Genomic DNA, 23855 nt, shown 5'->3' with positions numbered 1-23855 from the left:
CACACCTCAATCATCTGAATTCTGGAACACAAAATTAAACCCAAATTGAAACGCCATACTATTGGCTTTTGAGATGTCTTTGTACTCCAGCACATTATCGACGAGAATGTACATATTGAGTTTACCAAGCGTTCCTGAAAGTCCTAAACCTATGTTTTTGTTCGAATAAGAATCTAAGGTATAAGTGGCTTTAAAATCTAATTTCTCGAAAATACTGCGTTTATAAAAAGCGGTTAGCGCCACAAAAGGTTCTACAGGCATAGACATGGCAAACAATTGCCCACCAACTGCATTGACATATTTTCGATTAATTTTTCCTTTGCAATTGCATTCTTCACCAGAGCGTGATTCGCCAAATGAATACTGAAGTGACGAATAAAATTTAGTAGGTCGCCAGGTGGTGTATTTATTATAAAGTGTATCTCGCGGTATGGCTTTGTCAAACTCATCGAAGATATTTTTGGGTTCGTTTGAAGGATCAAAACTAGGATTTACACCATCGTATTTATAAGTTCCTTTGTAGGTTAAGGTTTGAATATCTTTAGTATGCCGGATAAAACCAAGATCTACAACACTTGCCGTAAATTGAAGATTATCTTTGAAATAATAGGTAAGTCCGGCATCGACACCAAGTCCTAAACTACCATTAAAAAAAGTATTGTGCACAACATCGCTTGGTATACTCCCCTCATATTCCTCTTTTGTAAAAGCGGCAATACCTGATGTTTTAAGTTCTAAATTTGAATTTATTATTTGATTGTATACATTGGGAGTTCCCGGAGCCTGACCGGTATAAATATATCCGGAATTTTTAGTCGACGTTGCATTTGCACCGCTTGAATACAATTTTGCACGACCGCCTAAGACTAGTTTTTCGCTTACCTTTTTATGAAACCCCACATGAAAGACTGAAAGTACTTCGGCTCTGACATTTAAGTCGGCGAGATTGAATGATTTCCCTATATAATCCCGATTTCCGTCTAAAGCTAATATTGCCAAATCTTTAGGAACATACATTAAAAAATCGAATTCCTGGTAGACTCCAAACGAGATATAAGACTGGCTGTCTTTTCCTCCTACTCTAAAACCTCCGGAAAATAATTCGAGTTGCTGGTTGACCTGAGTTTTGTCTTTGCTTGACGAATTATTAATTACGTTTCTGACTTTATCATTAAAATCGACTCCGTTATTGGCGAATAGATCATACGCCGAAAAGCTACTGGAACCCAAATTGGCCGAAACTCCGGACAGAACGGGAATACCAAAATAGAATTTATACGAAACATCTGCCCCGGGATTTACAAGGGACGATTGTGGGATAGCTGTAAAATTGTATAATACTTCTTTGTTCTGGGCAAAAGTGGAAAGCTGAAGGGCGACGATTAAAATAAGATATATTTTTCTCATTTTATTTCCATATAAACGGTTGCGCCGGAGCGTAATTTCAAATTCCCCGTGCTACTTTGGTCTAATGCCGGTCCGGGCGCCATCCGGACAAAAAAAGCTATTTTAACCGTTTTTTTTAAGAGTTCTAATCTTTGATTTTCGAAAACTTCAGTGGGATATTTTATAATATTTGAACTTCCTGAATAGGCAGGAATTGGATAGGAGTCTGTTTCAAGAATTTGATTATTGGCATCCAACAGAACTACATCTACCGTAAAGGCCCTGATTATTGTATTTTCGATTTCGAAATCCAGTTCTGCCTTTACCAGATTTTCTCTGAAATATTTGTCTTTAAAAGCATCAAATTCCTGTTCATCAAATACTACTTGTCCTCCTCCGCTATTTGCAAATTGTGTAGCGGAAACATTAAAATAAGCTAAATTCGCCACAAAAACGGGCTCTAATTTTAAATCCTTCGCCTGATCAAAATCTAAATCGCTTGAGCATGAAAAAAACACGGATGATAAAAGTAGGATCTTAGAAATTCTCTTTATAAAGTTTACTTTCATAGCTTAATGTATATCTAAATAACGAACAACGTTATTTTGTGATTACTTATTATCTGCCTTAAGTAAATATAGCTATTTCTTAGTGAAATTTACCAAACAACTTTGAAGCTTCATTATAAGCACTTTCAAAACTTAAAGAGTTTAGACCGGTTGTTTTTTTATTGGATGTAAAATATGAGATTAACTTTTCTGTAGGCATATTTCCGGTAAGTTTGTCTGTTGCCATCGGGCATCCTCCAAATCCCTGGATAGCGCCATCAAAACGGGTACAACCTGCTTTGTGAGCGGCATCTATTTTTTCGAACCAACTATTGGGTGTTGTATGCAAATGTGCTCCAAACTCTATTTGCGGGTATTTTGGAATTAAATTTGAAAAAAGATACGTAATTACTTCTGGTGTAGAACTGCCCACGGTATCAGAAAGTGATAAAATCTTTACGCCCATTCCGGCTAATTTTTCGGTCCACTCGCCAACAATCTCGATATTCCATGGATCTCCATACGGATTCCCGAATCCCATTGAAAGATAGGTTACGACTTCTTTATTTTTCTTATCAGCAATTTCGAGAATTTCTTCAAGTGTTACCAAAGATTCAGCAATTGTTTTATGGGTATTTCGCATCTGAAAATTCTCAGATATCGAAAAAGGAAATCCTAAATAGCGAATAGGTTCATGCTCTGATGCTACTGCGGCACCTTGCGTATTGGCAATTATAGCCAGCAATTTGCTTGTGGTTTGCGATAAATCAAGTTGTGCCAGAACCTCTGCCGTATCCTGCATTTGCGGAATCGCTTTTGGAGATACAAAACTACCAAAGTCAATCGTATCAAAACCCACTCTAAGCAAAGCCTGTATATAAGAAACCTTGTTTTTAGTAGGAATAAAAGTTTTGATACCTTGCATAGCATCACGGGGGCATTCGATAATCTTGATTTCTTTATTCAAAGCTTATTCTTTTATGTAGGCTAAGTTAGTTTCTTTTTTAAAGAAATAAAAGTTATAATTTTCATTAATTACATTATTACACAATACTGTAATAATAGACAATATTACACAAAAGTGTAATAATAAGAAATATTACATATATTTGTAATATAGAACTTAATTTATTTTTAATTATATTTGAATTATGACAAGCATAATTACAGGCGACATCATTGGCTCAAGACAACAAAAATCGAAAGACTGGGTAGAGGATTTGAAAAAAATCTTATCTGCGTTTGGAGCAACACCAAGCCAATGGGAAGTTTACAGAGGTGATGAGTTCCAGATCGAGATTAAAAATCCCGAAGAAGCTTTATGGTCTGCTATTTTGATAAAGGCACATCTAAAAGCTATAAAACTGGATGCAAGAATGAGTATTGGTATTGGTGATAAAACACACAATGCCGAAAAAATATCCGAAAGTAATGGTTCTGCTTTTATTCATTCTGGAGAACTTTTTGAAACTCTAAAAAAACAAAAAATAACTCTGGCACTCAGAACGGGTAACGTCTATATTGATGAACAAATGAATTTAATGATGCAATTGGCCCTGACTTTTATGGACAATTGGCTGGCACAACCGGCAGAGTTTGTAGCAGCTGCAATAGAAAATCCTACTTTATCGCAAGAAGAGTTGGGACAAAAACTAGGCATTAATCAGGCTGCTGTAAGCCGAAGACAAAAACGGGCACAATTTGATTTAATACTCAATTTAGACCGTTATTACAGAACACAAATAAAACAACTTACAACGCCATGATTTTATTCATAAAACTACTTTTAGCACATTTATTAGGCGATTTTACAGGACAACCCAACTCTTGGGTAACCCATAAAGAAGCCAGGAAACATAAAAGTATTTATTTATACCTTCATATTCTTTTGCATGGTGTTCTGGCAGCAATTTTAGTGGGAGAAATTCAGTTTATACCTTATGCAGTTTTGATTGCTGTAACGCATGGAATTATCGATTTGATCAAACTAAATTTTCAGCAGAAGAAAACAAAACGCACCTGGTTTATTGCAGACCAAATTGCACATCTTTTAATTTTAATCGAAATCGTATTACTCTATAAAGGCGAACCTATAAACTTTGGGTGGTTTGACAATACGCTTTGGGTTTTAATAACCGGTATCTTGTTTATTACTAAACCAACCTCTATTTTTATTAAAACCATAATTTCTATCTGGACTCCTGAAAGTCAAAACAGTAATAGTGACAATTCGCTTGCCAATGCAGGAAATTACATTGGCATATTAGAGCGTTTATTTGTGTTTTGTTTTATCTTAACGGGACATTTTGAAGCTATAGGCTTTTTATTGGCTGCTAAATCTATTTTTAGATTTGGAGATTTAAAAGAAGCCAAAGACAGAAAACTTACCGAGTATGTTTTAATTGGTACGTTAATCAGTTTTGGGACGGCCATTATTACAGGCTTAATCGTTCAGGAGTTGCTTTTACGATTGCTTTAAAACCTTTTTGTTGATGGCTTTTATCAAAGCCGGGCCTTCGTAAATAAATCCGGTATACAATTGTACTAAACTTGCTCCGGCATTTAACTTCTCAATGGCATCATCTGCAGAATGTATTCCCCCTACTCCAATAATAGGGAATGCTTTATTGCTTTTTTCAGAGAGAAAACGAATCACTTCTGTTGATCGTTTTGTCAATGGTTTTCCTGACAATCCTCCCATTTCAGATTGGTTTTCAGATTGCAATCCCTCTCTTGAAATTGTCGTATTGGTAGCAATTACACCCGCAATTTGTGTTGTTTTTATAATATCAATAATATCCAATAATTGCTCGTCTGTAAGATCCGGAGCAATTTTTAAAAGAATTGGCTTTACTTTTTGAGTGCTTGTTTTTTGTTTCTCAACATTTTTATTTTGCAACGTTTGCAACAAAGCCGTTAGAGGTTCTTTATCCTGCAAAGCTCTTAAATTTGGTGTATTTGGAGAACTTACATTAACCACAAAATAATCGACATGATCAAATAAAGCATCAAAACAAATGATATAATCGTCAACTGCATTTTCGTTTGGCGTCACTTTGTTTTTTCCAATATTTCCACCAATCAAAACTCCCGAATTCTTTTTTAAACGTTCTACAGCTTCCAGAACACCTCCATTATTAAAACCCATTCGGTTAATAATTGCCTGATCTTCTTTTAGCCTGAACAAACGTTTTTTTGGATTCCCTTCCTGACCAACCGGTGTTACGGTTCCTATTTCTATAAAGCCAAAACCAAAATCAGAAAGTTCCTTGTACAACTTAGCATCTTTATCAAATCCCGCAGCAAGACCAACAGGGTTTTTAAATTTAATGCCAAAAACCTCACGTTCCAAACGTGCATCTTTTACTTCGTAAATCGATTTTATAATTGATGAAACTCCTGGTATTTTTGAAATGAATTTAACAAATGAAAAAGTAAAATAATGTACTTCTTCCGGATCAAACCAAAAAAGTATCGGGCGAATAATCAATTTATACATAAGAGTGTTGTGTGTTTTTTTCGGTTGCAAATTTAATTATAATACTTCAGACAATTATAAAAACTAAAATGATTTTTATTTTTTACGATTGTTCCTATTTTTTCCTTAATTTTAATGGACTTAAAACACTGAAAATGAAAAGAATAAAAACAATCATTAGAAATATAGCTTTTATATGCTTAATGGGATCCTTTTTTTTGATTTCGATTGATAGTATTGCACAACGTCATGGCGGAGGCGGTGCTCATCGCGGAGGCACCACAGCCAGACCGGCTCAAACCAGACCTACACAAGTACGACCAGCAACACAAACAAGGCCAGGATCTAACGGATCCGGAATAAAAAGACCTACAACTACTACCAGACCGGGATCTAATGGTTCGGGAATTAATAACCCTAATAAAGTCAACAGACCTTCTGCAGGGATTAATAATACAGATCGAACAAATAATAGAAATTCGAATACTGTAAACAGAAACAGAACCGGTAACCAAAATACCAATATTAGCGGCAACACCGTAAATAGAAACAGAAACAATGTAAACATCAATGTGAATAATAATATTAACGTTCGCAACAATCGCAATACTGTAGTGAGACGAAATAACGTGATAGTCTACAATAGACCTCCTTACCGATATGGCGGTTACAGATACAATTGCTATCATCCTTATTATCCTCGTCCTTATACACCTTATTATTGGGGACCGGTTTGGCATCCTTGGGGATTTTTTGTTGCCACGCTGGCGGTTACCGCAATCGTGGTTAGCGTAGAAAGCAGTCAATATCATTATGATCAGGGTGTTTGGTATACACCTGCGAGCGGAGGTTATACAGCAGTACCTGCTCCGGTTGGTGCTACCATAAACAATATCCCAAGTGGCGCAGAAACGGTTAATACCGGAACCGTTAACAATTATTATTACGGAGGTACTTATTATGAAAAAGACGGAAGCGCTTATAAAGTAGTACCGCCTACTGCCGGAACTGTAGTTGATAATTTGCCCGAAGGTGGCGAAGAAGTCACTGTTGGAGATGTAAAATATGTAAAATATGTAAAATTTGGCGAGACTTATTATCAACCTGTCCAAATCGATGGCAAAAACAAATACGAAGTTGTTCTTGTTGAGGAAGACAAATAAAATTATACTAACCTTATCAAATAAATAGAGTTTTATAAGGTTATTTTTTTAACTTTAGCGTTATTTATTGACAACCACTATCAGACTAAATAAAACTATAATGAAAAATAAAACCTATTGGATTTTAGCCATTCTTACAATCTCTATTATTTCAATTGCTTACGGATACAATAAACTTGTTGTACCAAAACAAAAAGTAGTTGCGATGGATTGTACCGAAACTCCCAATACTACTGATTCCTCTTTATTTAGACCTACAATAGAAAACAAAAACAAACCTGCAGCCAGCAAAACGCCAAAAGGTATGGCATGGATTCCCGGAGGAGAATTCTCTATGGGAAGCAATGTAGAGGACGAAAGTTTATGCAGTATAAAAGGAGTTACAAAAGATGCAGCACCAATACACCAAGTATATGTAGATGGTTTTTATATGGATAAAACAGAAGTTACCAATGAACAATTTGAGGCATTTGTTAAAGCTACAGGTTATGTAACACTTGCCGAAATAAAACCAACTCACGAAGAATATCCGGATGCTCCGCTAGAAAATTTAATTGCCGGATCCGCCGTTTTTACCCCTACTCCTGCTACAGTAAATCTAAACAACTACATGCAATGGTGGACTTATGTCAGAGGTGCAGACTGGAGACATCCTGAAGGAGCGGGAAGTTCTATAAAAGGGCGCGAAAAGTATCCTGTTGTTCAGGTTTCGTATGATGATGCAGCGGCTTATGCAAAATGGGCGGGTAAAAGATTACCTACTGAAGCTGAATGGGAATTTGCTGCACGCGGCGGAAAATCAGGACAATTATATGCCTGGGGAAATACACTAAAGCCAAAAGGAAAATTTCAGGCTAATATCTATCAAGGTCATTTTCCTGTAGAAAAAGGAGATACCGGCGAAGATGGCTACATTGGGATTGCGCCAACTGCTCAATTTGAGCCAAATCCGTATGGACTTTATGACATAGGGGGAAATGTGTGGGAATGGACAAATGATTGGTATACTGCTGACTATTATACTGTAATAAGCGAAAAAGGTAAGGTTGCCAAAAACCCTCAGGGACCTGAATCATCGTATGATCCGGGAGAACCAAATTTACCTAAAAAAGTACAACGCGGCGGGTCATTTTTATGTACAGATCAATATTGCACCCGTTATATGGTAGGAACAAGAGGAAAAGGAGATTATAAATCCCCTGCAAATCATATTGGTTTCAGATGTGTTCAGTAATTTTTTTGACCTACAGGCAGCTCAACTGTTTATCTTTTTTTAGCCACGAATTTCACGAATTTACACTAATAAGAAGGCTTTATAACAAGCTCAAAAAATCCAATTTCACGAATTAAGATTCGTGAAATTGGATTTTTAAGTTTTAAACAAACAATTAAAATTAGTGCCAATTCGTGAAATTCGTGGCAAACTTTTTTCATTCCATTTTTTCATTTTTCATAATTTAGAGCTTTACAACGCCTAATTATTTGCTTATATTTGCTAAAAATTAAACAAATGCAACATATTATAGATCGTTTTATCAGTTATGTAACTATTGATACAGAATCGGATCCAAATTCAAAAACAACTCCAAGCACAGAAAAACAATGGAATCTTGCCAATAAATTAGTCGAAGAACTAAAAGCAATTGGTCTGGATGATGTCACTATAGATGATAAGGCATATATCATGGCTACTTTACCCAGCAATGTAGCGCACGAAGTACCTACGATTGGGTTTGTTTCGCATTTTGATACCTCCCCGGATTTTAGCGGAGCGAATGTAAAACCTCAAATTATTACCAATTATGATGGAAAAGACATCATCTTAAATGCAGAGAAAAACATTGTTTTATCTCCTGGTTACTTCAAAGATTTATTACAATATAAAGGTCAAACCATTATCACGACCGACGGAACAACTTTGTTGGGTGCAGATGATAAGGCTGGAATTACCGAAATTGTTTCGGCAATGGAATATCTAATTCAGCATCCGGAAATTAAACACGGAAAAATTAGAATTGGTTTTACACCAGACGAAGAAATTGGTCGTGGCGCACATCATTTTGATGTAGAGAAATTTGGCGCTCAATGGGCCTATACTATGGACGGAAGTCAGATTGGCGAATTAGAATATGAAAACTTTAATGCAGCCGGAGCAAAAATTACGTTTAAAGGAAAAAGTGTTCATCCTGGTTATGCAAAAGGAAAAATGATTAATTCGATGTTGATTGCCAACGACTTTATCAACGAATTACCAAAAGGAGAAACCCCTCAGGAAACAAAAGGTTACGAAGGATTTTTTCATGTGCATCACTTAACAGGAAGTATCGAAGAGACGGTTTTAGAACTTATTATTCGCGATCATAACAAGTTAAAATTCGAAAAAAGAAAAGATTTAATTGGTAAAATTGCCAAAAAAATCAATAAAAAATACGCCAAACAATTTGGCGAAGATATTGTAACTGCCGAAGTAAAAGATCAGTATTATAATATGAAAGAAAAAGTGCTACCGGTTAAACATATTGTTGATATTGCCGAAAAAGCGATGAGAGAACTCAACATAAAACCTATCATTAAGCCTATTCGTGGCGGAACTGATGGTTCTCAATTATCATTTATGGGTTTACCTTGTCCTAATATATTTGCAGGCGGTCACAACTTTCATGGAAAATACGAATATGTCCCTGCCGAAAGTATTCAAAAAGCAACCGATGTCATTGTAAAAATAGCCGAGTTAACTGCAATTCCAGGTGCTTTTGATGTAGCTGAAAAATCTAAAAGAAAGAGATAATAAAAACAAAAAAAATCCCAAACTCCAATCGTTAAATTGAAGTTTGGGATTTTTAATTTATTCCGGGTTTCTAAAAAAAATTATGCTTTTTTATTCAAAGCAGCACTCATTTCCATAGAAATAGCTGAGCGCTCAATTTTTAATTTTCCAGACATTGTTTCGATAATTGCACTTGTTTCTGCAAGCTCAACAATTTTAGCGTGAATACCACTTTTTGTTATTATCTTATCACCTACTTTTAGGCCACTTTCAAATTCTTTTTCGTTTTTTACTCTTTTTTGTTGTGGTCTGATCATGAAGAAATACAACACTACAAACATTAGTAAATAAGGAGCAAATTTCATTAAATCTTGCATAGTATTCAGTTTTTATTTTTTGTTATTAATATTTTTTTGTTTAACTCTTGGACTTCGCTCAAAGTGATATAATAATTTGGGTTTTAATTATTGAAATTTCTCCCTTTTACATCAAACCTCTACCTACTTTAATCATCTTTTTATTGGCGGTAAGTTCCTTAACCAAATTGTCTAAAATTCCGTTGATAAAAATACTACTTTTTGGTGTAGAATACTCTTTGGCAATTTCTAAATATTCGTTAAGAGTTACTTTTACCGGAATTGAAGGGAATTTTAAAAACTCGCAAATTGCCATTTTCAAAATAATTGTATCAATTTCTGCAATCCTTTCACTGTCCCAATTTGGCGTTTTGTCATCATATTCTTTTGCAAGAATAGATTCGTTTAAAACGGTTCTTCTAAACAAGTCTTTGGCAAAATCTTTATCCTCTACATCTTTATACAATTTAGGCACTCTAAAATCATCAGGATCCTGAGTTTTAATCGCTTTCAATTGTTTAACAATATGGGTGTTTACAACCGGAATATCATCAACCCAGGTTAATTTATCATCTTCTAAATACTCATATAATTTTTCGTTAGGAACAATTACATCAGCAAATAAATCGATCACAAATTGTCTGTCTTCTTCAAAAGTATTTACAGAAGTGCTCATGTATTTTATATACAATTCGCTTGATTTGATATCATTTAAAAGTAAAATGATATAATCATCGTTTAAGGCCCAGTTGTTGATTTTACGATTTTCTAAGGCAATGCTCAGAGAATTACTTTCGGCAAGTAGTTGAAAAATTTTGTTGTTGATAAATTTTTCGTTTGGATTACGTTCTGCAGCAGTTGCAAGATGTTTTTTGCTTGATAAATGTAAAAAAACAGATTCTTTTTTGCAAATTTCAATTAATGAAGAAAGCATTATAAGATATAAGTCCTGAATATTATCGATACTGTAAAAAAGAAACTTTTCTTCTTTTTCCAGATTATCAGAACCGCTTTGATGCATTGCATAAATGGATTGCATTACTTTAACGCGTATGTGTCTTCTATTTACCACCTTGTAAGAACATTTAAAAATTAGTCTGCAAAATTAAGGATTTCAATCCTTATATTAAAATTTATTCGTCTCTTTTTAGTCGCAGTATTCAGTCGCGGTATTCAGTGATACAGAAACTGCATAAAAAGTCTCAGTTTTCAGTCGCGGTTTTCAGTCTCAGTTTGCTGTTGAAAAGCATAAAAAAATCTCAGTCTCAATTTTCAAAACTGAAAACCGGGACTGAGACTGTAAACTAAGCTTATAAACTAATAACTATTTCTTAGCAGCGTTTTCAATTTTTCTCAAATCAATACGATTTTGAGCAATTGTAAGTGCCGCTTTATGAGTAGTCATTCCGTTTTTTACAGCATAATCGATAATTTCTAACGTAGTGTTGTAGATGTTTTCGGTTTTAGACATGATTTCGGCTTTACCATAATGTTCTAATTCTGCATAAACATTAATGATTCCACCAGCATTAATCAAGAAATCCGGTGCATATAAAATGCCTCTTTCCTGCAATCTTGCTCCGTGAACATTTTCATCTGCTAATTGATTGTTGGCAGCACCAGCAATAACTTTAGCTTTAATTTTGTTTACTGTATCATTATTAATCGTTGCTCCCATTGCACATGGCGCATAAATATCAACATCAGCAGTATATAAATCTTCTCCTGTAAATATTGTTGCGTTGTATTTTTGAGCTACTTCGTATAATTTTTCTTCGTTGATATCTGCAATTGTTACGATCGCTCCTTCTTTAGTCAAATATTCAACCAAAGCTTCACCAACGTGACCAATTCCTTGTACCAAAACTTTTTTACCGTCTAAAACATCAGTACCAAACTGACTTTTGGCAGCAGCTTTCATTCCTAAATAAACACCATAAGCAGTAATCGGAGAAGGATTTCCTGAACCACCTCTTTCTTCAGAGATTCCGGTAACATAAGGTGTTACATCCCTAACGGTGTCCATATCCTTAGTTTCCATTCCTACATCTTCTGCAGTGATATATCTACCCCCTAAAGAGTGAACAAACTCACCAAACTTACGCATTAATTCAGGTGTTTTTTGCGTTTTAGCATCACCAATAATTACAGCTTTACCACCACCAATGTTTAATCCGGTAATAGCAGATTTGTAAGTCATACCTCTTGAAAGACGTAAAACATCGTTTAATGCTTCCCATTCGGTATTATAATTCCACATTCTGGTTCCTCCTAAAGCTGGGCCCATAACCGAATTATGAATACCAATAATTGCTTTTAAACCCGTATCTTTGTCGTTGCAAAAAACAATTTGTTCGTGATCGTCAAAAGACAATTGACCAAAAACAGGATCCATTTTTTGAAGTTCTTTTCCAGTTGCGAAAGTTGCATCCATAGCGCTACTATTTATTTGTTAAAATTATGAATTTGTTAAAAAGACTTCTCAAACATAATCAAAAAATACACATGTGCTAATTTTTTATCTTTAAAATAACAATTAAACAATCACTTTGTTTTGATTAAATTATATATTACGCTAGTTTTAATTCATTATAATTTACAAAATCGAAACATTTCATCATTGAATCTCTTAAAAAAATGAAAGAATTAAGCTATTTAAACAAATATTTTATCAAATATAAATATAGTTTCTCTTTAGGAATTTTAATCACCATAATCGCACAAATATTCTCTTTATTTACTCCAAAGCTCATTAGTAAGTCGTTGAACGCCATTGAGAAGTTTGATAAATTACCAAAAGCAGATCAAACGTCGCAGGTAATTATTGATACCTATCGCGAAGGATTAATTCATAACGTACTGCTAATCATAGCCACAACAATTGTTGCAGGTTTTTTAACCTTTTTAATGCGCCAGACATTGATAGTAATGTCGCGTCATATCGAGTTTGATTTAAAAAATGAGGTTTTTAAGCAGTACGAAAATCTTTCTCAGAATTTCTACAAACAAAATCGTACGGGAGATTTAATGAATCGTATCAGCGAGGATGTTTCTAAGGTTCGTATGTATGTTGGTCCGGCGGTTATGTATACGATTAATACCTTTATTCGTTTTGCTATCGTGATCATATATATGTATAATGTTTCGCCTTTATTGACTTTATATACTATTTTGCCTTTGCCGGTTCTTTCGTATTGTATTTTTAAATTAAGCTCTGAGATCAACAAACGAAGCACTACTTTTCAGCAATATTTATCGAAAGTCTCAAGCTTTTCGCAGGAAATTTTTTCGGGAATACGAGTTATCAAAGCGTACTCTTTAGAAAATCAACACCAGAATAATATGGTCGCTCTTGCAGATGAAAGTAAAAAGAAGAGTTTAGATCTTGCCAAAGTTCAATCGCTGTTTGGACCTTTAATGATTGCCTTAATCGGGATCAGTAATTTGGTTGTTATTTATTTTGGAGGTGTTATGTACATCAATGGTACAATCGCAAATATTGGTACAATCGCTGAATTTATTTTATATGTCAATATGCTTACCTGGCCGGTTGCCTCTTTAGGCTGGGTTTCGTCTATGGTTCAGGAAGCTGAAGCATCTCAAAAGCGTTTGAATGAATTTTTGAAAATCGAACCTGAGATTAAAAACCAAAATCAAAATTCATCCGATATTCAAGGTTCTATTGCTTTCGAAAATGTAAGTTATACGTATGAAGACACTAATATTGAAGCTTTAAAAAATGTCTCTTTTACAGTAAAAAAAGGAGAAACATTGGCGATTTTAGGGAAAACAGGTTCTGGAAAATCAACTATTTTATCTTTAATTTCACGTTTGTACGATGTCACTGAAGGGCGAATCACAATTGATCAAAAAGAAATAAGCAGTTTGAACTTAAATGATTTAAGAAACAATATTGGAATTGTACCTCAGGACGCTTTTTTATTTTCGGATACTATTAAAAACAACATCAAATTTGGCAATCAGAGCGCTACTGACGAAGAAGTAATTGAAGCTGCTACAAATGCAGTAGTTCATGATAACATCATAGCTTTTAACAAGCAATACGATACAATATTAGGAGAAAGAGGTATTACACTTTCAGGCGGCCAAAAGCAACGTGTATCTATCGCGAGAGCAATTATTAAAAATCCGGCAATTTTACTTTTTGACGATTGCTTATCTGCAGTCGATACAGAAACCGAAGAAACAATTCTTAATAATTTATTCCAAATTTGCAAGTATAAAACTACAATAATAGTGAGTCACAGGGTTTCATCGGCAAAAAATGCCGATAAAATAATCATTTTAGAAGACGGCCAAATCATTCAACAAGGCTCTCATAATCAATTAATAAATCAGGAGGGATATTATGCATCGTTATATTTAAAACAACTTTCGGAAAAAGAATTACTTTAAATGTTGCGTAATAGATAATTTTTTATGATTTTTGAGTACTATTAATTCCAAAAAATGATAGAACGTATTATGAGAGAAAATGACATGTTAGAAAAAGAAGAGATTTTTTCTAAAGTATTACGAGCAGGAAGAAGAACTTATTTCTTTGATGTGAGAGCTACTAAAGCTGATGATTATTATATCACTATTACCGAAAGTAAAAAATTTACTGAAGAAGATGGTTCTTTTCATTTTAAAAAACACAAAATTTATTTGTACAAAGAAGATTTTAGTGCTTTTGCCGAAATATTAGAAGAAATGACTTCATACGTCTTGAACCACAAAGGCGAAGAAGTAATTTCTGAAAGACATCAAAAAGATTTTAAGAAAGAATACGGTTCTGATAAACCTGAAGGACAAAGATCTAGCTTTACAGATATTGATTTTGACGATATTTAGTCTACTATAACTTTTTAAAAAAGTACAAGTCCAATATGTTTTGCATTTTGGACTTTTTTACATATTTAAATTCTATTAAATTCATAGATTTAGTATTATTAATGTTTTTATGAAGGAGTGTAAAATTTAATACAATTGAATCAGGCTTTTGATTATTTTTAAAAAATGTAACCCTGCTTATAAAATAATAAATACTAATTGAAATAAATTCCCAGAAATGGAAACAAACCTTTTAATATTACCCGGATTAGGAAATTCCGGCGTTAAACACTGGCAAACCTTTTGGAATAAAAAATTTAAGAACTCCACTCGTATAGTTCAGGACAATTGGGACGAACCTATTCGCGAAGAATGGATAGAACGCCTAAACGAAGAAGTTGCTAAACTTGATCGCCCAACTATTCTGGTTGCACATAGTTTGGCAGTTTCATTAGTTCAACATTGGGCAGCAGCACATACAAACAAAAATATTGCAGGTGCATTATTAGTCGCTCCCGCAGATGTAGATTCACCTGAACATACTCCGGAATCTGTTCGGAATTTTTCGCCAATGCCAATTTCAAAATTACCCTTTCCTTCAATAGTTGTAGCAAGCGAGAATGATCCTTATGCTACTTTTGAAAGAAAAAAATATTTTGCAGAAAAATGGGGAAGTGATTTTGTAAACGTAGGTCAGCAAGGACACATCAACTCTGATTCTGATTTAAAATATTGGGAAGAAGGTCAGTTGATTTTGCAGCAATTGATTTCTAAAATTAAATAGTTCGCAGTCTCAGTCTCAGTATTCAGTTTGAACGTTAATTAACCGAAAAGTTCGCAAAGATTTTTCGCAAAGATTGCAAAGGTCTTGACTGATTAAGTTCACAAAGCTAGATTCTAAAAATAATTCGTGAATTTGTGGCGAAAATTTAACCGCAAAGCTTGCAAAGCTTTGTATAAAACTTTGCGAACCTTGCGTAAAAACTTTGCGAACTTTTCGGTTAAACTTATCTGTAACAAACAGAAAACTGAGACCGAGACTGAAAACTAAAAAACTACCCAATCCTAAGTCCATTTTCTATTTTAAAATCAGGAGCTAATAAAATTACATCTCCCTCCTTGCCTATTGCGCCAAGAACCAGACATTCGCTCATAAATTTTCCAATTTGCTTTTTGGGAAAATTTACTACTGCTATAATTTGCCTGTTTATTAAATCTTCTTTTTTGTAATGTGTTGTTATTTGAGCTGATGATTTTCTGATTCCAATTTCAGCACCAAAATCAATTGTAAGTTGATATGCCGGTTTTCTCGCTTCGGGAAAATCATTTACTTCTATAATAGTTCCAACACGCATATCGGTTCTTTCAAATTCATTCCAGGTCAAATCCATATTGTCTCATTTTTAAACAATTACAAACGTATTAATTTTGTAATCATTACTCCTAATTCTATAACCGTTTTTTTTAGTTGTTCGGCTAAATTTACATTACAACTTATTCAGCTAACCCTAAAAATATATAAAATGGAAAATAGTATCCTTAATGCAGATCAAACTTTAAGAGATTTTGATTTTAATTTGCACGAACAAAACACGGATAAATACATCAAAACTTCGAAAAACGTAAAACTATACGTTAGAGATTACGGAAAAGGAAAACCTGTAATCCTGATTCATGGCTGGCCACTTTCGAACGAGATGTGGGAATACCAAATCGATTTTTTAGTACAAAATAATTACAGGGTTATTGCTTACGATCGTAGAGGATTTGGTAAATCATCACAGCCTTACGACGGTTATGACTATGATACATTGACAGATGATTTAAAAGAAATTATCGATCAGCTACAATTAGAGGATGCGACTCTTGTGGGATTCTCAATGGGTGGCGGAGAAGTTGTTCGTTATTTTAGCCGTTATGGCGGAAAAGGCATTACAAAAGCAGCTTTAATATCGTCTGTTGTTCCATTTTTATTGCAAACTCATGACAATCCTGACGGACATCCAAAAGAAAAAAGCGAAACAACCGCAAATGCTATTAAAGAAGACCGAATAGGATTTGTAGACAATTTTGGGAAAACTTTTTTTGGTGTAAATATCATCAACAAACCATTAAGCACTCCACTATTAGAATATTACAGAACCTTATGTTCATTTGCTTCTCCCCGTGCTACTCTAAAATGTGCCGAATCGTTTTCGTACACAGATTTTAGGGAAGAATTGGATTTTATTAAAGTTCCAACCTTAATTATTCATGGCGATGACGATAAAATAGTACCTATTGAACTTACATCAAAAAAAGCCGCAAAAGCCATTCGCGAAAATACTTATATTGTTTACGAAGGTGCGCCACACGGTTTATTCTATACAGATAAAGACAAATTAAACAACGATTTATTAGAGTTTTTAAATTCTTAGAGGAACAAATACGACTTTTTTGAGCATTAAATTTATTGAATAGACTCCTGCTTTAGCTGGAGGTTACCAATATCAGTAACAATAAGGCTTTAGCCAAATTTGGCATTTTTGGCTAAAGCCATTCAGATTGATTTTATATAAACTCCAGCAAAAGCTGAAGCCAATTCAAAAGAACTATCGGGATTCACAAGAATGCTAAAACCTCCAATAAAACAAAAAGTAAATATTAATTAGTCTGCAATCTTCCTTTTACAGAATTTTAAAGGTATTTTTGAATAACTAATTTTGTAAAAAATGGCACGAACTCCTTCAAATATGATTCCGCTGGGAACTATTGCTCCACAATTCAAACTAAAAGATACGAACTCTAATAACGAATATTCGTTTGAAGAACTTAAAGGATCAAAAGGAACATTAGTTATTTTTATTTGTAATCACTGTCCTTTTGTACTTCATGTAATCAAAGAAATTGTTATGATTGCCAATGATTATCGTGTTCAGGGACTTGGTGTAATCGCTATTTCAAGCAATGATATTGTAAAATATCCGCAGGATGCCCCGGAATTAATGACGGAATTTGCTTTTGAGAACAAAATAGATTTTCCTTACCTATTCGACGAAAGTCAGAAAGTTGCCAAAGCCTATAATGCTGCCTGTACGCCGGATTTTTATTTATTTGATAATCAGGATCGATTATTTTATCGCGGACAACTCGATGATTCAAGACCTGGAAACGGTATTCCTCTAAGCGGTAGTGATCTTCGCAGTGCTATTGATGCACTTATATACAACCGTAGTTTAAAAGAGCCTCAAAAGCCAAGTATAGGCTGTAGCATCAAATGGAAATAAACATTTACACCATTTAAAAAAGTTTACCTATCTTTGCAGATCAAATTAATTATTCTCATTTTGAGCGCTATAAATATATTTACAGTTTTTATGTTGTTGTTTTCTCTAACGAGAAAACCGCTTGCTGTACTTATTTCACATAGTAAGGCCTTTATTAATTAGGCCTCCGTCTATTTCAATTTCTTCTTTAAGGCGGAGGATTTATACCACAATTTAATTTTTTATTTTATTTGAAAGAGTGTATCCTCTCTCAAATATTTTTTTGGTTTTTTTTAACCAAAAGTTTCCAAAAACATCTATTTTCAAAAATTCAGATTGTATTCTACAATTTGAGATAAGGATTATGCATTTATCAAGCGATAAAAAACTGAATTCAATATTTTAAAAAACAATATATCTATGAAACCAACACCCACTTTCTGTAAAACAGATTATCAGTTCTTAAGAGAATTGATCGTAAAAAGTAAAAATTCAACAAACGCAAAAGAAGCCAATCAACTTTCGCAAGAATTAGATCGCGCTATAATTAGCAAAGAAAGCGAACTAGATAATTCGATCGTAAAAATTAATTCGTATGTAACTATCGAAGATGTAAAAGCAAAGAAACAAATGAAAATTCAGATTGTCTTACCTTCGTTTGCAGATGTCAAACAAAGTAAGATCTCAATCCTTGCTCCTTTAAGTGTTGCTATTATTGGTTTTAAGGAAAATGACGAAGTCGATTGGGAATTACCGGCCGGAATAAAGACTTTAAAAATAGTTGCGGTTAATACTATTTCTGAAAGCAATTCTTAATTTTTTAAACACCTCATCCGTGAAGGTGTTTTTTTATGTTCTATTTTAAAAAAAAACTACCCAATACAAGTACTGGATAGTTTTATGATTTTACAACAACAACTTTTTACAATTGAGAAGTAATATAATTTGATATCGAAGCTATTTGGGTATCGTCTAACTTCGCTTTTTTCTGCATCCTTGTCAAAATGGGCTTCCACTCTTCCTGAGTAAATTTCTTGGCATCATATAATTTATGGCATCTTGCACAACTGTTTTCGTACAAGTTTTTTCCTTCTGCTAATTCAGGTGTCAGCGCTGCAGGTTTTGCTATTTCGGTTACTGCTGTTGCAGTTGGTTCTTTGGTTGCAACCGTAGCGGTTTTTTGAGTTCCGCACGAAGCCAAAAGCAATACTACAGCTGTTAGTGTTAAGATTCTTGATTTCATTGTTTTCCTTTATTTTAGAAGTAAATATAAAAAAATCCCATTCGCCGTAGCAAATGGGATTCTAATTTAAAACAATACTAAATTGTATCTAATTTTCTTATTTTACTTCCATTAATTCAACATCGAAAATCAAAGTTGCGTTTGGCGGAATAACTCCTCCTGCTCCTGCAGCTCCGTAAGCTAAGTCAGACGGAATTACAAAACGAGCTTTGTCTCCTACTTGTAAAAGAGCAATACCTTCGTCCCATCCTTCGATAACCTGACCCTGGCCTAATCTAAATTCGATTGGTTTTTTGCGTGGGTAAGAAGAATCAAAAACTTTTCCTGTTTCTAAAGATCCTTCGTAATGAACCGCTACTGTTTTTCCAGATTCAGCTTTTTTACCATCTCCTTTATTAATCATTTTATAACGTAAACCGCTATCTGTTCTTTCAAAACCAGCAGCCAATTGTTCCATTTTAGCTTCAGATTCAGCTTTTAAAGCAGCATCACGTTTTAGACGAGCACCTTTTAGACCAACAAAAGCTTCGATAGCATTAAATTTCTCCGCTTCTTCTCCAACTCTGATAATCTCTACATTATCAAGATTATCACCCTGAGCTACAGCATCAACAACATCCTGACCTTCGATTACGTGACCAAAAACAGTATGTTTTCCGTCTAACCAAGAAGTTGGAACGTGAGTAATATAAAATTGAGAACCATTACTTGCAGGTCCTGAATTTGCCATTGCTAAAACTCCCGGACGATCGTGTTTTAAACTTGGATGAAATTCATCATCAAATTTATATCCAGGATCACCTGTTCCTGTTCCTTTAGGGCAACCACCCTGGATCATAAAATCAGGAATTACTCTATGAAATGTTAATCCATCATAGAATTTTTGTCCTTGAGGCTTTACTTTATTTTCCATATTTCCTTCTGCAAGAGCTACAAAATTCCCTACGGTTCCCGGTGTTAAATCGTGTGTTAGTTTTACTAAAATCGAACCTTTACTAGTGTTGAATTTAGCGTATATTCCGTTTTCCATTGTTGTTATTTTTAATTTAAATGCAAATTTACAAATTAATTTTATATCAATTTGTCCTTTCTATTTTTTAGACTTTGATTTATAAGTAAGTCCGTATACTGTTAATGCTAATACTGATAATCCGGCACATCCGATAGTTACGGCATGCCATCCTCCTAATTTCCAGAGTAACAATCCGTAAGCAGATCCTGCCGCTGTCCCTAAAAAGCTAAATGACATAAATACGGTATTTAACCTGTTTCTTGCTTCGGGAAGCAACGAATATACGCGGGTTTGATTGGAGATATGAACGCCTTGAATTCCTATATCGATAAAAACGATTCCAATCGCAATTCCTATTACACTTTCTATTGAAAAGTAAAAAATTAAAAAACTAATTAAGATCAATAAACAGCCATAACCAACAGCTACTCTTGAGCCTCCTTTGTCTCCCATTTTACCCACCAATGGTGCTGCTAAAGCTCCTGAAGCACCTACAATACCAAACAAACCAATTGTGGCACTGCTATAATGAAAAGGTTCTCCTGAAAGCAGTAAAACCATCGTAACCCAAAAAGCTCCAAATTGTGCAAAACTAAACACATTAATAAGTGTAGCTTCCCGCAAAACCGGTTGTGTTTTGATAAGTGTAAAAAGGGATTGAATTAATTGACCGTAAGTTCCCTGAAACTGTGGTTTATTGACCGGAAACTTATTCTGAATTACAAAAAAGATTAAAAGACAAATTCCGGCAGCGATATAAAACATTGATCTCCATCCTAAAACCTCACCAATAAAGCCGCTTAAAGTTCTCGATAGCAAGATACCAACAAGTAAGCCACTCATTATGGTTCCAACGACTTTACCACGTTGTTCCGGCGCACTTAGCGAAGCTGCCAAAGGCAAAATAAGCTGCGGTACAATTGAGGTAATTCCAATTAATAAAGAAGCAATTTGTAAAAGAAAAAAACTTTGAGCCGTAGCTGCAAGAATTAAGGCAATTACAGAAGCAAAAGTAGTCATTAAAATTTGTTTTTTTCGCTCGATTTTATCTCCTAACGGAACCATAAAAAATAACCCAATCGCATAACCGGCTTGCGTTAGATAGGTTATTGTTCCTGCATTGGCTTCAGGAATTTTAAATTCGTTGGCAATTAAAACAATTAAGGGTTGGCAGTAATACAGATTTGCAACTATAAGTCCAGTGCAAGCTGCCATAAATAAGACATTCGTTTTGGATAAATTCATTTGGCAAAAATACCATCAATATTTAATCTAAACTTACAATTAGAGTTATTTTTTTTATAAAATCTGTGTAAATCTGCGTTATCAGTATTCTAAAATTGACGCTGATTAAACGGATTCGCTATCGCGAAAACGCAGATTCTAACTGATTTTTATTTAATTCTATTTTAAAAAATCTTCTCTTGCGGGACTAAAAACATCTGTAAGCATGCCACTTTCTAAACAAACTACTCCATGAATCGCATGAGGCGGAATGTAAAAACTGTCGCCTTCTTTTAATGTTTGAGTAACGCCATTGATAGTAACATCAAATTTACCGCTGGAAACATACGTAACCTGCGTATGATAATGTTCGTGTAAGACACCAATTCCGCCTTTTTCAAAATGAACATTAACTAACATTACTTTGTCATCAAAAGCCAGAATCTTACGTTTGATTCCTTCACCAACTACTTCCCACTCTATTTCATCTCCTTTTATAAATTCTTTACTTGTCCCAAAACTATTCATATTTATTTTTTAATTGAATTTGTACAATATTTTTTTTTATCTGATTTAATTCTAAAGCAATTTTTTAGAAATAAAATTACAACTCACTTTAATGGAATCAAAAGCATTCGGATTGTAATTATTCTCTTGTTCTACAAAAAAATGTTTCATTCCGGATTGTTTTGCTTCTTTGAAAATGGTTTTAAAATCAATCGAACCTGAACCAACTTCTGTATTCAAAGCCGGATTTGTTTTGTCCATATCTTTTACATGCCACATTTTAAAACGTCCCGGATTTTCTTTAAACAATTTAAGAGGATCATTTCCTGAGCGAACAACCCAATATAAATCCAATTCAAAATAGACTAAATCTTTATCTGTTTCCTTTAATAAAATTTCATATCCGGTAACTCCGTCGTGTTTTTGAAACTCAAAATCATGATTATGATACGCCAATTTCAAACCTGCTTTCTGACACATTTTAGCAGCTTCATTTAATCGCGTTGCAATAACTTTATAATCTTTAATATTCCTTCTCAAAGGTTCATCAATCCACGGAATTGTCAAATATTCGCTTTTCAAAATCGTAGCGGCTTCAATTGCTGCTTTCAATTCTGTTGTGTTTCCATCTGCCAAAAAGCTTCCCAAGTTATAATGTCCGCTTACCGCTTTAAGTCCGTTTTGGTCTAATATTTTCTTTAATTCAATTGCAGATAATCCCCAGAATTGATCTTTAATCGAAAAACCATACGTTTCTACCGTTGTAAAACCTGCATTGGCTACTTTTTTTAAAGTCGATTTTACATCTTTACCCAGTTCTTCCCGCAGTGTATATAATTGCAATCCTATCTCTTTTTTATTCATCGTAAAGGCTAATGATGGCACAGCACAAACTGCTGTAGCAGCCAGACTGGTATTTATTAAAAAATTTCTTCTTGTGATCATTTTTTATTTTAAAAAGCGAGAAGTAAAACTAAGCAATTAACGGCTTACCTAAATCCTAAAATTGATTTTCGAAATTAGATATAAAATACTGAACAGCAATCTCTGTCTCTTCGTTTATAATTTTACCATCCTCATTAATTTTACCACGAATACCCTGTATTAAAAGTTGTGTGTTTTCATCGAACCCGGCTTCGAGTGTTTTCATAATCAAAATCAACTGTTCATGCGCCATTTCTCCTGAAGCAGAAGCGGTTATCAATCCTGTCTTTTTACCTGAAAAAATAGTAGTCGAAACACACCATTCCAAAATATTTTTTAAACTTCCGGGCAAACTAAAAACATATTCAGGCGTACAAATTATTACTCCATCAGCCGCAATAATTTTATTCCTGAAAGCTTCAACTTGTTTTGGCGGATTCTCCTTATCTAAATCCGGATTAAAATGAGGAATCTGATCCAAATCTTCGAAAATTTCAACTTCGAATTCCGTTTTTATATGTTCTGCAATATATTTTAGAATTTTATAATTGCTTGAGTTCTTTCGTGTGCTGCCAGTTATAGCAAGAATTTTTATTTTTGGATTTGGCATTTTTTAGGGATTGAAAAATAACTTAAATTAATTCCTTAAAAATAAACTTTTCATCATAATCTATTTCAAATTTTTCAAGAAAGTCAATATACTCTTCTCGAAAAGTTTTCTTTTTATGATGCACTTCCTGATTCTCAATATAATTAACTACTGCATTTAACTGGGATTTACTATATGAAAATGCTCCATATCCTTCTTGCCATTCAAAATGGATTTTTAAAAATTTATTTGTATTAATCCACTTTGAAGAATCTTGTTTGATATTTTTCATTAAATCAGAAATTGATTGTGCAGGTCTAATACCAATTAAAACATGAATATGATCTGAAACACCATTTATCGCTAAGAGTTTATGATTATTATTTCTAATAATTCCTGCAATGTATTTGTAAAGCTCTTCTTTCCAATCATTATGAATTATAGCTTGCCTAAATTTTACGGCAAAAACAAAATGAATGTGTATTTGGGTATAGGTATTTGCCATAACGTGTAGTCCCTAACGGGACAATTTTGTGTGAAATATTATTTTTTTTCTACCGATATTTAGTTCCTAGCGGAA

The 23855-nt window shown here is 34.0% G+C and carries 26 protein-coding genes; 11 read left to right on the top strand and 15 right to left on the bottom strand.

All coding sequences use genetic code 11. From position 1 onward, the window contains the following. Positions 1-6: 6 nt before the first annotated feature. The 3 genes from B0A64_RS11330 to B0A64_RS11320 form a co-directional block, all read right to left on the bottom strand. Positions 7-1407 carry a DUF5723 family protein gene (locus tag B0A64_RS11330; RefSeq protein ID WP_089479633.1) on the bottom strand — a complete coding sequence of 467 codons (1401 nt, stop codon included), beginning with the start codon at positions 1405-1407 and terminating at the stop codon, positions 7-9. Continuing rightward, positions 1404-1955: a hypothetical protein gene (locus B0A64_RS11325; RefSeq protein WP_089479632.1), complete on the bottom strand. Its 552-nt coding sequence runs from the start codon at positions 1953-1955 to the stop codon at positions 1404-1406. Before B0A64_RS11325 ends, B0A64_RS11330 begins: the two co-directional genes overlap by 4 nt. A gap of 79 nt (positions 1956-2034) precedes the next feature. Then, on the bottom strand, positions 2035-2901 hold the full coding sequence (locus tag B0A64_RS11320; protein WP_089479631.1) for a hydroxymethylglutaryl-CoA lyase: 867 nt from the start codon (positions 2899-2901) through the stop codon (positions 2035-2037). Positions 2902-3085: 184 nt separating this feature from the next. Here B0A64_RS11320 and B0A64_RS11315 point away from each other — a divergent pair, with 184 nt between their 5' ends. Together B0A64_RS11315 and B0A64_RS11310 are read left to right on the top strand one after the other, a co-directional pair. After that, positions 3086-3700: a hypothetical protein gene (locus B0A64_RS11315; protein ID WP_089479630.1), complete on the top strand. Its 615-nt coding sequence runs from the start codon at positions 3086-3088 to the stop codon at positions 3698-3700. After that, positions 3697-4413, top strand: coding sequence for a DUF3307 domain-containing protein (locus B0A64_RS11310; protein WP_089479629.1), 717 nt, complete (start codon positions 3697-3699; stop codon positions 4411-4413). Before B0A64_RS11315 ends, B0A64_RS11310 begins: the two co-directional genes overlap by 4 nt. On the opposite strand, the gene B0A64_RS11305 is transcribed toward B0A64_RS11310, so the two are convergent. Then, a complete protein-coding gene (locus B0A64_RS11305) occupies positions 4399-5433 on the bottom strand; it encodes a quinone-dependent dihydroorotate dehydrogenase (RefSeq protein ID WP_089479628.1) in 1035 nt (344 codons plus the stop codon). The genes B0A64_RS11310 and B0A64_RS11305 overlap by 15 nt on opposite strands. 134 nt (positions 5434-5567) lie before the next feature. On the opposite strand from B0A64_RS11305, the gene B0A64_RS11300 reads away from it, so the two are divergent. The 3 genes from B0A64_RS11300 (at position 5568) to pepT (ending at position 9363) form a co-directional block, all read left to right on the top strand. Further along, complete coding sequence (locus B0A64_RS11300; protein ID WP_089479668.1) at positions 5568-6575, top strand: DUF6515 family protein; 1008 nt, start codon at positions 5568-5570, stop codon at positions 6573-6575. 100 nt (positions 6576-6675) lie between these two features. Then, positions 6676-7809, top strand: coding sequence for a formylglycine-generating enzyme family protein (locus tag B0A64_RS11295; RefSeq protein ID WP_089479627.1), 1134 nt, complete (start codon positions 6676-6678; stop codon positions 7807-7809). Between the two features lie 276 nt (positions 7810-8085). Continuing rightward, complete coding sequence (pepT, locus tag B0A64_RS11290) at positions 8086-9363, top strand: peptidase T (protein WP_089479626.1); 1278 nt, start codon at positions 8086-8088, stop codon at positions 9361-9363. An 80-nt stretch (positions 9364-9443) separates the two neighbouring features. On the opposite strand, the gene yajC is transcribed toward pepT, so the two are convergent. The 3 genes from yajC to B0A64_RS11275 all read right to left on the bottom strand — a co-directional run bounded on the left by yajC (position 9444) and on the right by B0A64_RS11275 (position 12132). Continuing rightward, positions 9444-9719: a preprotein translocase subunit YajC gene (yajC, locus tag B0A64_RS11285; protein WP_089479625.1), complete on the bottom strand. Its 276-nt coding sequence runs from the start codon at positions 9717-9719 to the stop codon at positions 9444-9446. Between the two features lie 106 nt (positions 9720-9825). Next, positions 9826-10737: a transcription antitermination factor NusB gene (gene nusB, locus B0A64_RS11280; protein ID WP_089479667.1), complete on the bottom strand. Its 912-nt coding sequence runs from the start codon at positions 10735-10737 to the stop codon at positions 9826-9828. Between the two features lie 285 nt (positions 10738-11022). After that, positions 11023-12132 carry a Glu/Leu/Phe/Val family dehydrogenase gene (locus B0A64_RS11275; protein ID WP_089479624.1) on the bottom strand — a complete coding sequence of 370 codons (1110 nt, stop codon included), beginning with the start codon at positions 12130-12132 and terminating at the stop codon, positions 11023-11025. Between the two features lie 203 nt (positions 12133-12335). Here B0A64_RS11275 and B0A64_RS11270 point away from each other — a divergent pair, with 203 nt between their 5' ends. The 3 genes from B0A64_RS11270 (at position 12336) to B0A64_RS11260 (ending at position 15315) form a co-directional block, all read left to right on the top strand. Beyond that, positions 12336-14114 carry an ABC transporter ATP-binding protein gene (locus tag B0A64_RS11270; protein ID WP_089479623.1) on the top strand — a complete coding sequence of 593 codons (1779 nt, stop codon included), beginning with the start codon at positions 12336-12338 and terminating at the stop codon, positions 14112-14114. 69 nt (positions 14115-14183) lie between these two features. After that, entirely contained in the window at positions 14184-14552 is a 369-nt protein-coding gene (locus B0A64_RS11265; protein WP_029268690.1) for a PUR family DNA/RNA-binding protein, read from the top strand. 217 nt (positions 14553-14769) lie between these two features. Further along, on the top strand, positions 14770-15315 hold the full coding sequence (locus B0A64_RS11260; RefSeq protein ID WP_089479622.1) for an RBBP9/YdeN family alpha/beta hydrolase: 546 nt from the start codon (positions 14770-14772) through the stop codon (positions 15313-15315). A gap of 271 nt (positions 15316-15586) precedes the next feature. On the opposite strand, the gene B0A64_RS11250 is transcribed toward B0A64_RS11260, so the two are convergent. After that, a complete protein-coding gene (locus B0A64_RS11250) occupies positions 15587-15922 on the bottom strand; it encodes a tRNA-binding protein (RefSeq protein WP_089479620.1) in 336 nt (111 codons plus the stop codon). Between the two features lie 132 nt (positions 15923-16054). Between B0A64_RS11250 and B0A64_RS11245 the strand changes: the two genes are divergently transcribed. The 3 genes from B0A64_RS11245 to B0A64_RS11235 all read left to right on the top strand — a co-directional run bounded on the left by B0A64_RS11245 (position 16055) and on the right by B0A64_RS11235 (position 18592). After that, the gene (locus tag B0A64_RS11245) at positions 16055-16948 is read left to right on the top strand and encodes an alpha/beta fold hydrolase (RefSeq protein ID WP_089479619.1); all 894 of its coding nucleotides are present in this window, start codon (positions 16055-16057) and stop codon (positions 16946-16948) included. 294 nt (positions 16949-17242) lie between these two features. Beyond that, on the top strand, positions 17243-17797 hold the full coding sequence (locus B0A64_RS11240; RefSeq protein ID WP_089479618.1) for a thioredoxin family protein: 555 nt from the start codon (positions 17243-17245) through the stop codon (positions 17795-17797). Positions 17798-18196: 399 nt separating this feature from the next. Then, positions 18197-18592 carry a GreA/GreB family elongation factor gene (locus B0A64_RS11235; RefSeq protein WP_089479617.1) on the top strand — a complete coding sequence of 132 codons (396 nt, stop codon included), beginning with the start codon at positions 18197-18199 and terminating at the stop codon, positions 18590-18592. Between the two features lie 106 nt (positions 18593-18698). On the opposite strand, the gene B0A64_RS11230 is transcribed toward B0A64_RS11235, so the two are convergent. The 7 genes from B0A64_RS11230 to tnpA form a co-directional block, all read right to left on the bottom strand. Then, entirely contained in the window at positions 18699-19019 is a 321-nt protein-coding gene (locus B0A64_RS11230) for a c-type cytochrome (RefSeq protein ID WP_089479616.1), read from the bottom strand. Between the two features lie 97 nt (positions 19020-19116). Further along, entirely contained in the window at positions 19117-20049 is a 933-nt protein-coding gene (locus B0A64_RS11225) for a peptidylprolyl isomerase (protein ID WP_089479615.1), read from the bottom strand. Positions 20050-20109: 60 nt separating this feature from the next. After that, positions 20110-21246 carry an MFS transporter gene (locus B0A64_RS11220; RefSeq protein WP_244285396.1) on the bottom strand — a complete coding sequence of 379 codons (1137 nt, stop codon included), beginning with the start codon at positions 21244-21246 and terminating at the stop codon, positions 20110-20112. A 189-nt stretch (positions 21247-21435) separates the two neighbouring features. Beyond that, the gene (locus B0A64_RS11215; RefSeq protein WP_089479613.1) at positions 21436-21783 is read right to left on the bottom strand and encodes a cupin domain-containing protein; all 348 of its coding nucleotides are present in this window, start codon (positions 21781-21783) and stop codon (positions 21436-21438) included. Between the two features lie 51 nt (positions 21784-21834). Further along, the gene (locus B0A64_RS11210; protein WP_089479612.1) at positions 21835-22707 is read right to left on the bottom strand and encodes a sugar phosphate isomerase/epimerase family protein; all 873 of its coding nucleotides are present in this window, start codon (positions 22705-22707) and stop codon (positions 21835-21837) included. Positions 22708-22762: 55 nt separating this feature from the next. Further along, a complete protein-coding gene (locus B0A64_RS11205; protein WP_089479611.1) occupies positions 22763-23296 on the bottom strand; it encodes an NADPH-dependent FMN reductase in 534 nt (177 codons plus the stop codon). A gap of 22 nt (positions 23297-23318) precedes the next feature. Continuing rightward, positions 23319-23780 carry an IS200/IS605 family transposase gene (gene tnpA / locus B0A64_RS11200; protein ID WP_089479610.1) on the bottom strand — a complete coding sequence of 154 codons (462 nt, stop codon included), beginning with the start codon at positions 23778-23780 and terminating at the stop codon, positions 23319-23321. Positions 23781-23855: the final 75 nt, after the last annotated feature.

Origin of the sequence: Flavobacterium araucananum (genome assembly GCF_002222055.1) — a bacterium.
GTDB lineage: Bacteria > Bacteroidota > Bacteroidia > Flavobacteriales > Flavobacteriaceae > Flavobacterium > Flavobacterium araucananum.
The sequence above is the reverse complement of the archived record's forward strand: the minus strand, read 5'-3'. Positions and strand labels throughout refer to the sequence as shown.

What these genes read in the sequence shown, in the direction of transcription:
- B0A64_RS11305 (WP_089479628.1), bottom strand. Translation starts at nt 5,433, where the DNA reads ATGTATAAATTGATTATTCGCCCGATACTTTTTTGGTTTGATCCGGAA.
- B0A64_RS11275 (WP_089479624.1), bottom strand. Translation starts at nt 12,132, where the DNA reads ATGGATGCAACTTTCGCAACTGGAAAAGAACTTCAAAAAATGGATCCT.
- B0A64_RS11265 (WP_029268690.1), top strand. Translation starts at nt 14,184, where the DNA reads ATGAGAGAAAATGACATGTTAGAAAAAGAAGAGATTTTTTCTAAAGTA.
- B0A64_RS11225 (WP_089479615.1), bottom strand. Translation starts at nt 20,049, where the DNA reads ATGGAAAACGGAATATACGCTAAATTCAACACTAGTAAAGGTTCGATT.
- B0A64_RS11325 (WP_089479632.1), bottom strand. Translation starts at nt 1,955, where the DNA reads ATGAAAGTAAACTTTATAAAGAGAATTTCTAAGATCCTACTTTTATCA.
- B0A64_RS11245 (WP_089479619.1), top strand. Translation starts at nt 16,055, where the DNA reads ATGGAAAATAGTATCCTTAATGCAGATCAAACTTTAAGAGATTTTGAT.
- B0A64_RS11205 (WP_089479611.1), bottom strand. Translation starts at nt 23,296, where the DNA reads ATGCCAAATCCAAAAATAAAAATTCTTGCTATAACTGGCAGCACACGA.
- nusB (WP_089479667.1), bottom strand. Translation starts at nt 10,737, where the DNA reads ATGCAATCCATTTATGCAATGCATCAAAGCGGTTCTGATAATCTGGAA.
- B0A64_RS11315 (WP_089479630.1), top strand. Translation starts at nt 3,086, where the DNA reads ATGACAAGCATAATTACAGGCGACATCATTGGCTCAAGACAACAAAAA.
- B0A64_RS11295 (WP_089479627.1), top strand. Translation starts at nt 6,676, where the DNA reads ATGAAAAATAAAACCTATTGGATTTTAGCCATTCTTACAATCTCTATT.
- B0A64_RS11300 (WP_089479668.1), top strand. Translation starts at nt 5,568, where the DNA reads ATGAAAAGAATAAAAACAATCATTAGAAATATAGCTTTTATATGCTTA.
- B0A64_RS11215 (WP_089479613.1), bottom strand. Translation starts at nt 21,783, where the DNA reads ATGAATAGTTTTGGGACAAGTAAAGAATTTATAAAAGGAGATGAAATA.
- B0A64_RS11270 (WP_089479623.1), top strand. Translation starts at nt 12,336, where the DNA reads ATGAAAGAATTAAGCTATTTAAACAAATATTTTATCAAATATAAATAT.
- tnpA (WP_089479610.1), bottom strand. Translation starts at nt 23,780, where the DNA reads ATGGCAAATACCTATACCCAAATACACATTCATTTTGTTTTTGCCGTA.
- yajC (WP_089479625.1), bottom strand. Translation starts at nt 9,719, where the DNA reads ATGCAAGATTTAATGAAATTTGCTCCTTATTTACTAATGTTTGTAGTG.
- B0A64_RS11210 (WP_089479612.1), bottom strand. Translation starts at nt 22,707, where the DNA reads ATGATCACAAGAAGAAATTTTTTAATAAATACCAGTCTGGCTGCTACA.
- B0A64_RS11330 (WP_089479633.1), bottom strand. Translation starts at nt 1,407, where the DNA reads ATGAGAAAAATATATCTTATTTTAATCGTCGCCCTTCAGCTTTCCACT.
- pepT (WP_089479626.1), top strand. Translation starts at nt 8,086, where the DNA reads ATGCAACATATTATAGATCGTTTTATCAGTTATGTAACTATTGATACA.
- B0A64_RS11250 (WP_089479620.1), bottom strand. Translation starts at nt 15,922, where the DNA reads ATGGATTTGACCTGGAATGAATTTGAAAGAACCGATATGCGTGTTGGA.
- B0A64_RS11260 (WP_089479622.1), top strand. Translation starts at nt 14,770, where the DNA reads ATGGAAACAAACCTTTTAATATTACCCGGATTAGGAAATTCCGGCGTT.
- B0A64_RS11310 (WP_089479629.1), top strand. Translation starts at nt 3,697, where the DNA reads ATGATTTTATTCATAAAACTACTTTTAGCACATTTATTAGGCGATTTT.
- B0A64_RS11230 (WP_089479616.1), bottom strand. Translation starts at nt 19,019, where the DNA reads ATGAAATCAAGAATCTTAACACTAACAGCTGTAGTATTGCTTTTGGCT.
- B0A64_RS11235 (WP_089479617.1), top strand. Translation starts at nt 18,197, where the DNA reads ATGAAACCAACACCCACTTTCTGTAAAACAGATTATCAGTTCTTAAGA.
- B0A64_RS11220 (WP_244285396.1), bottom strand. Translation starts at nt 21,246, where the DNA reads ATGGCAGCTTGCACTGGACTTATAGTTGCAAATCTGTATTACTGCCAA.
- B0A64_RS11240 (WP_089479618.1), top strand. Translation starts at nt 17,243, where the DNA reads ATGGCACGAACTCCTTCAAATATGATTCCGCTGGGAACTATTGCTCCA.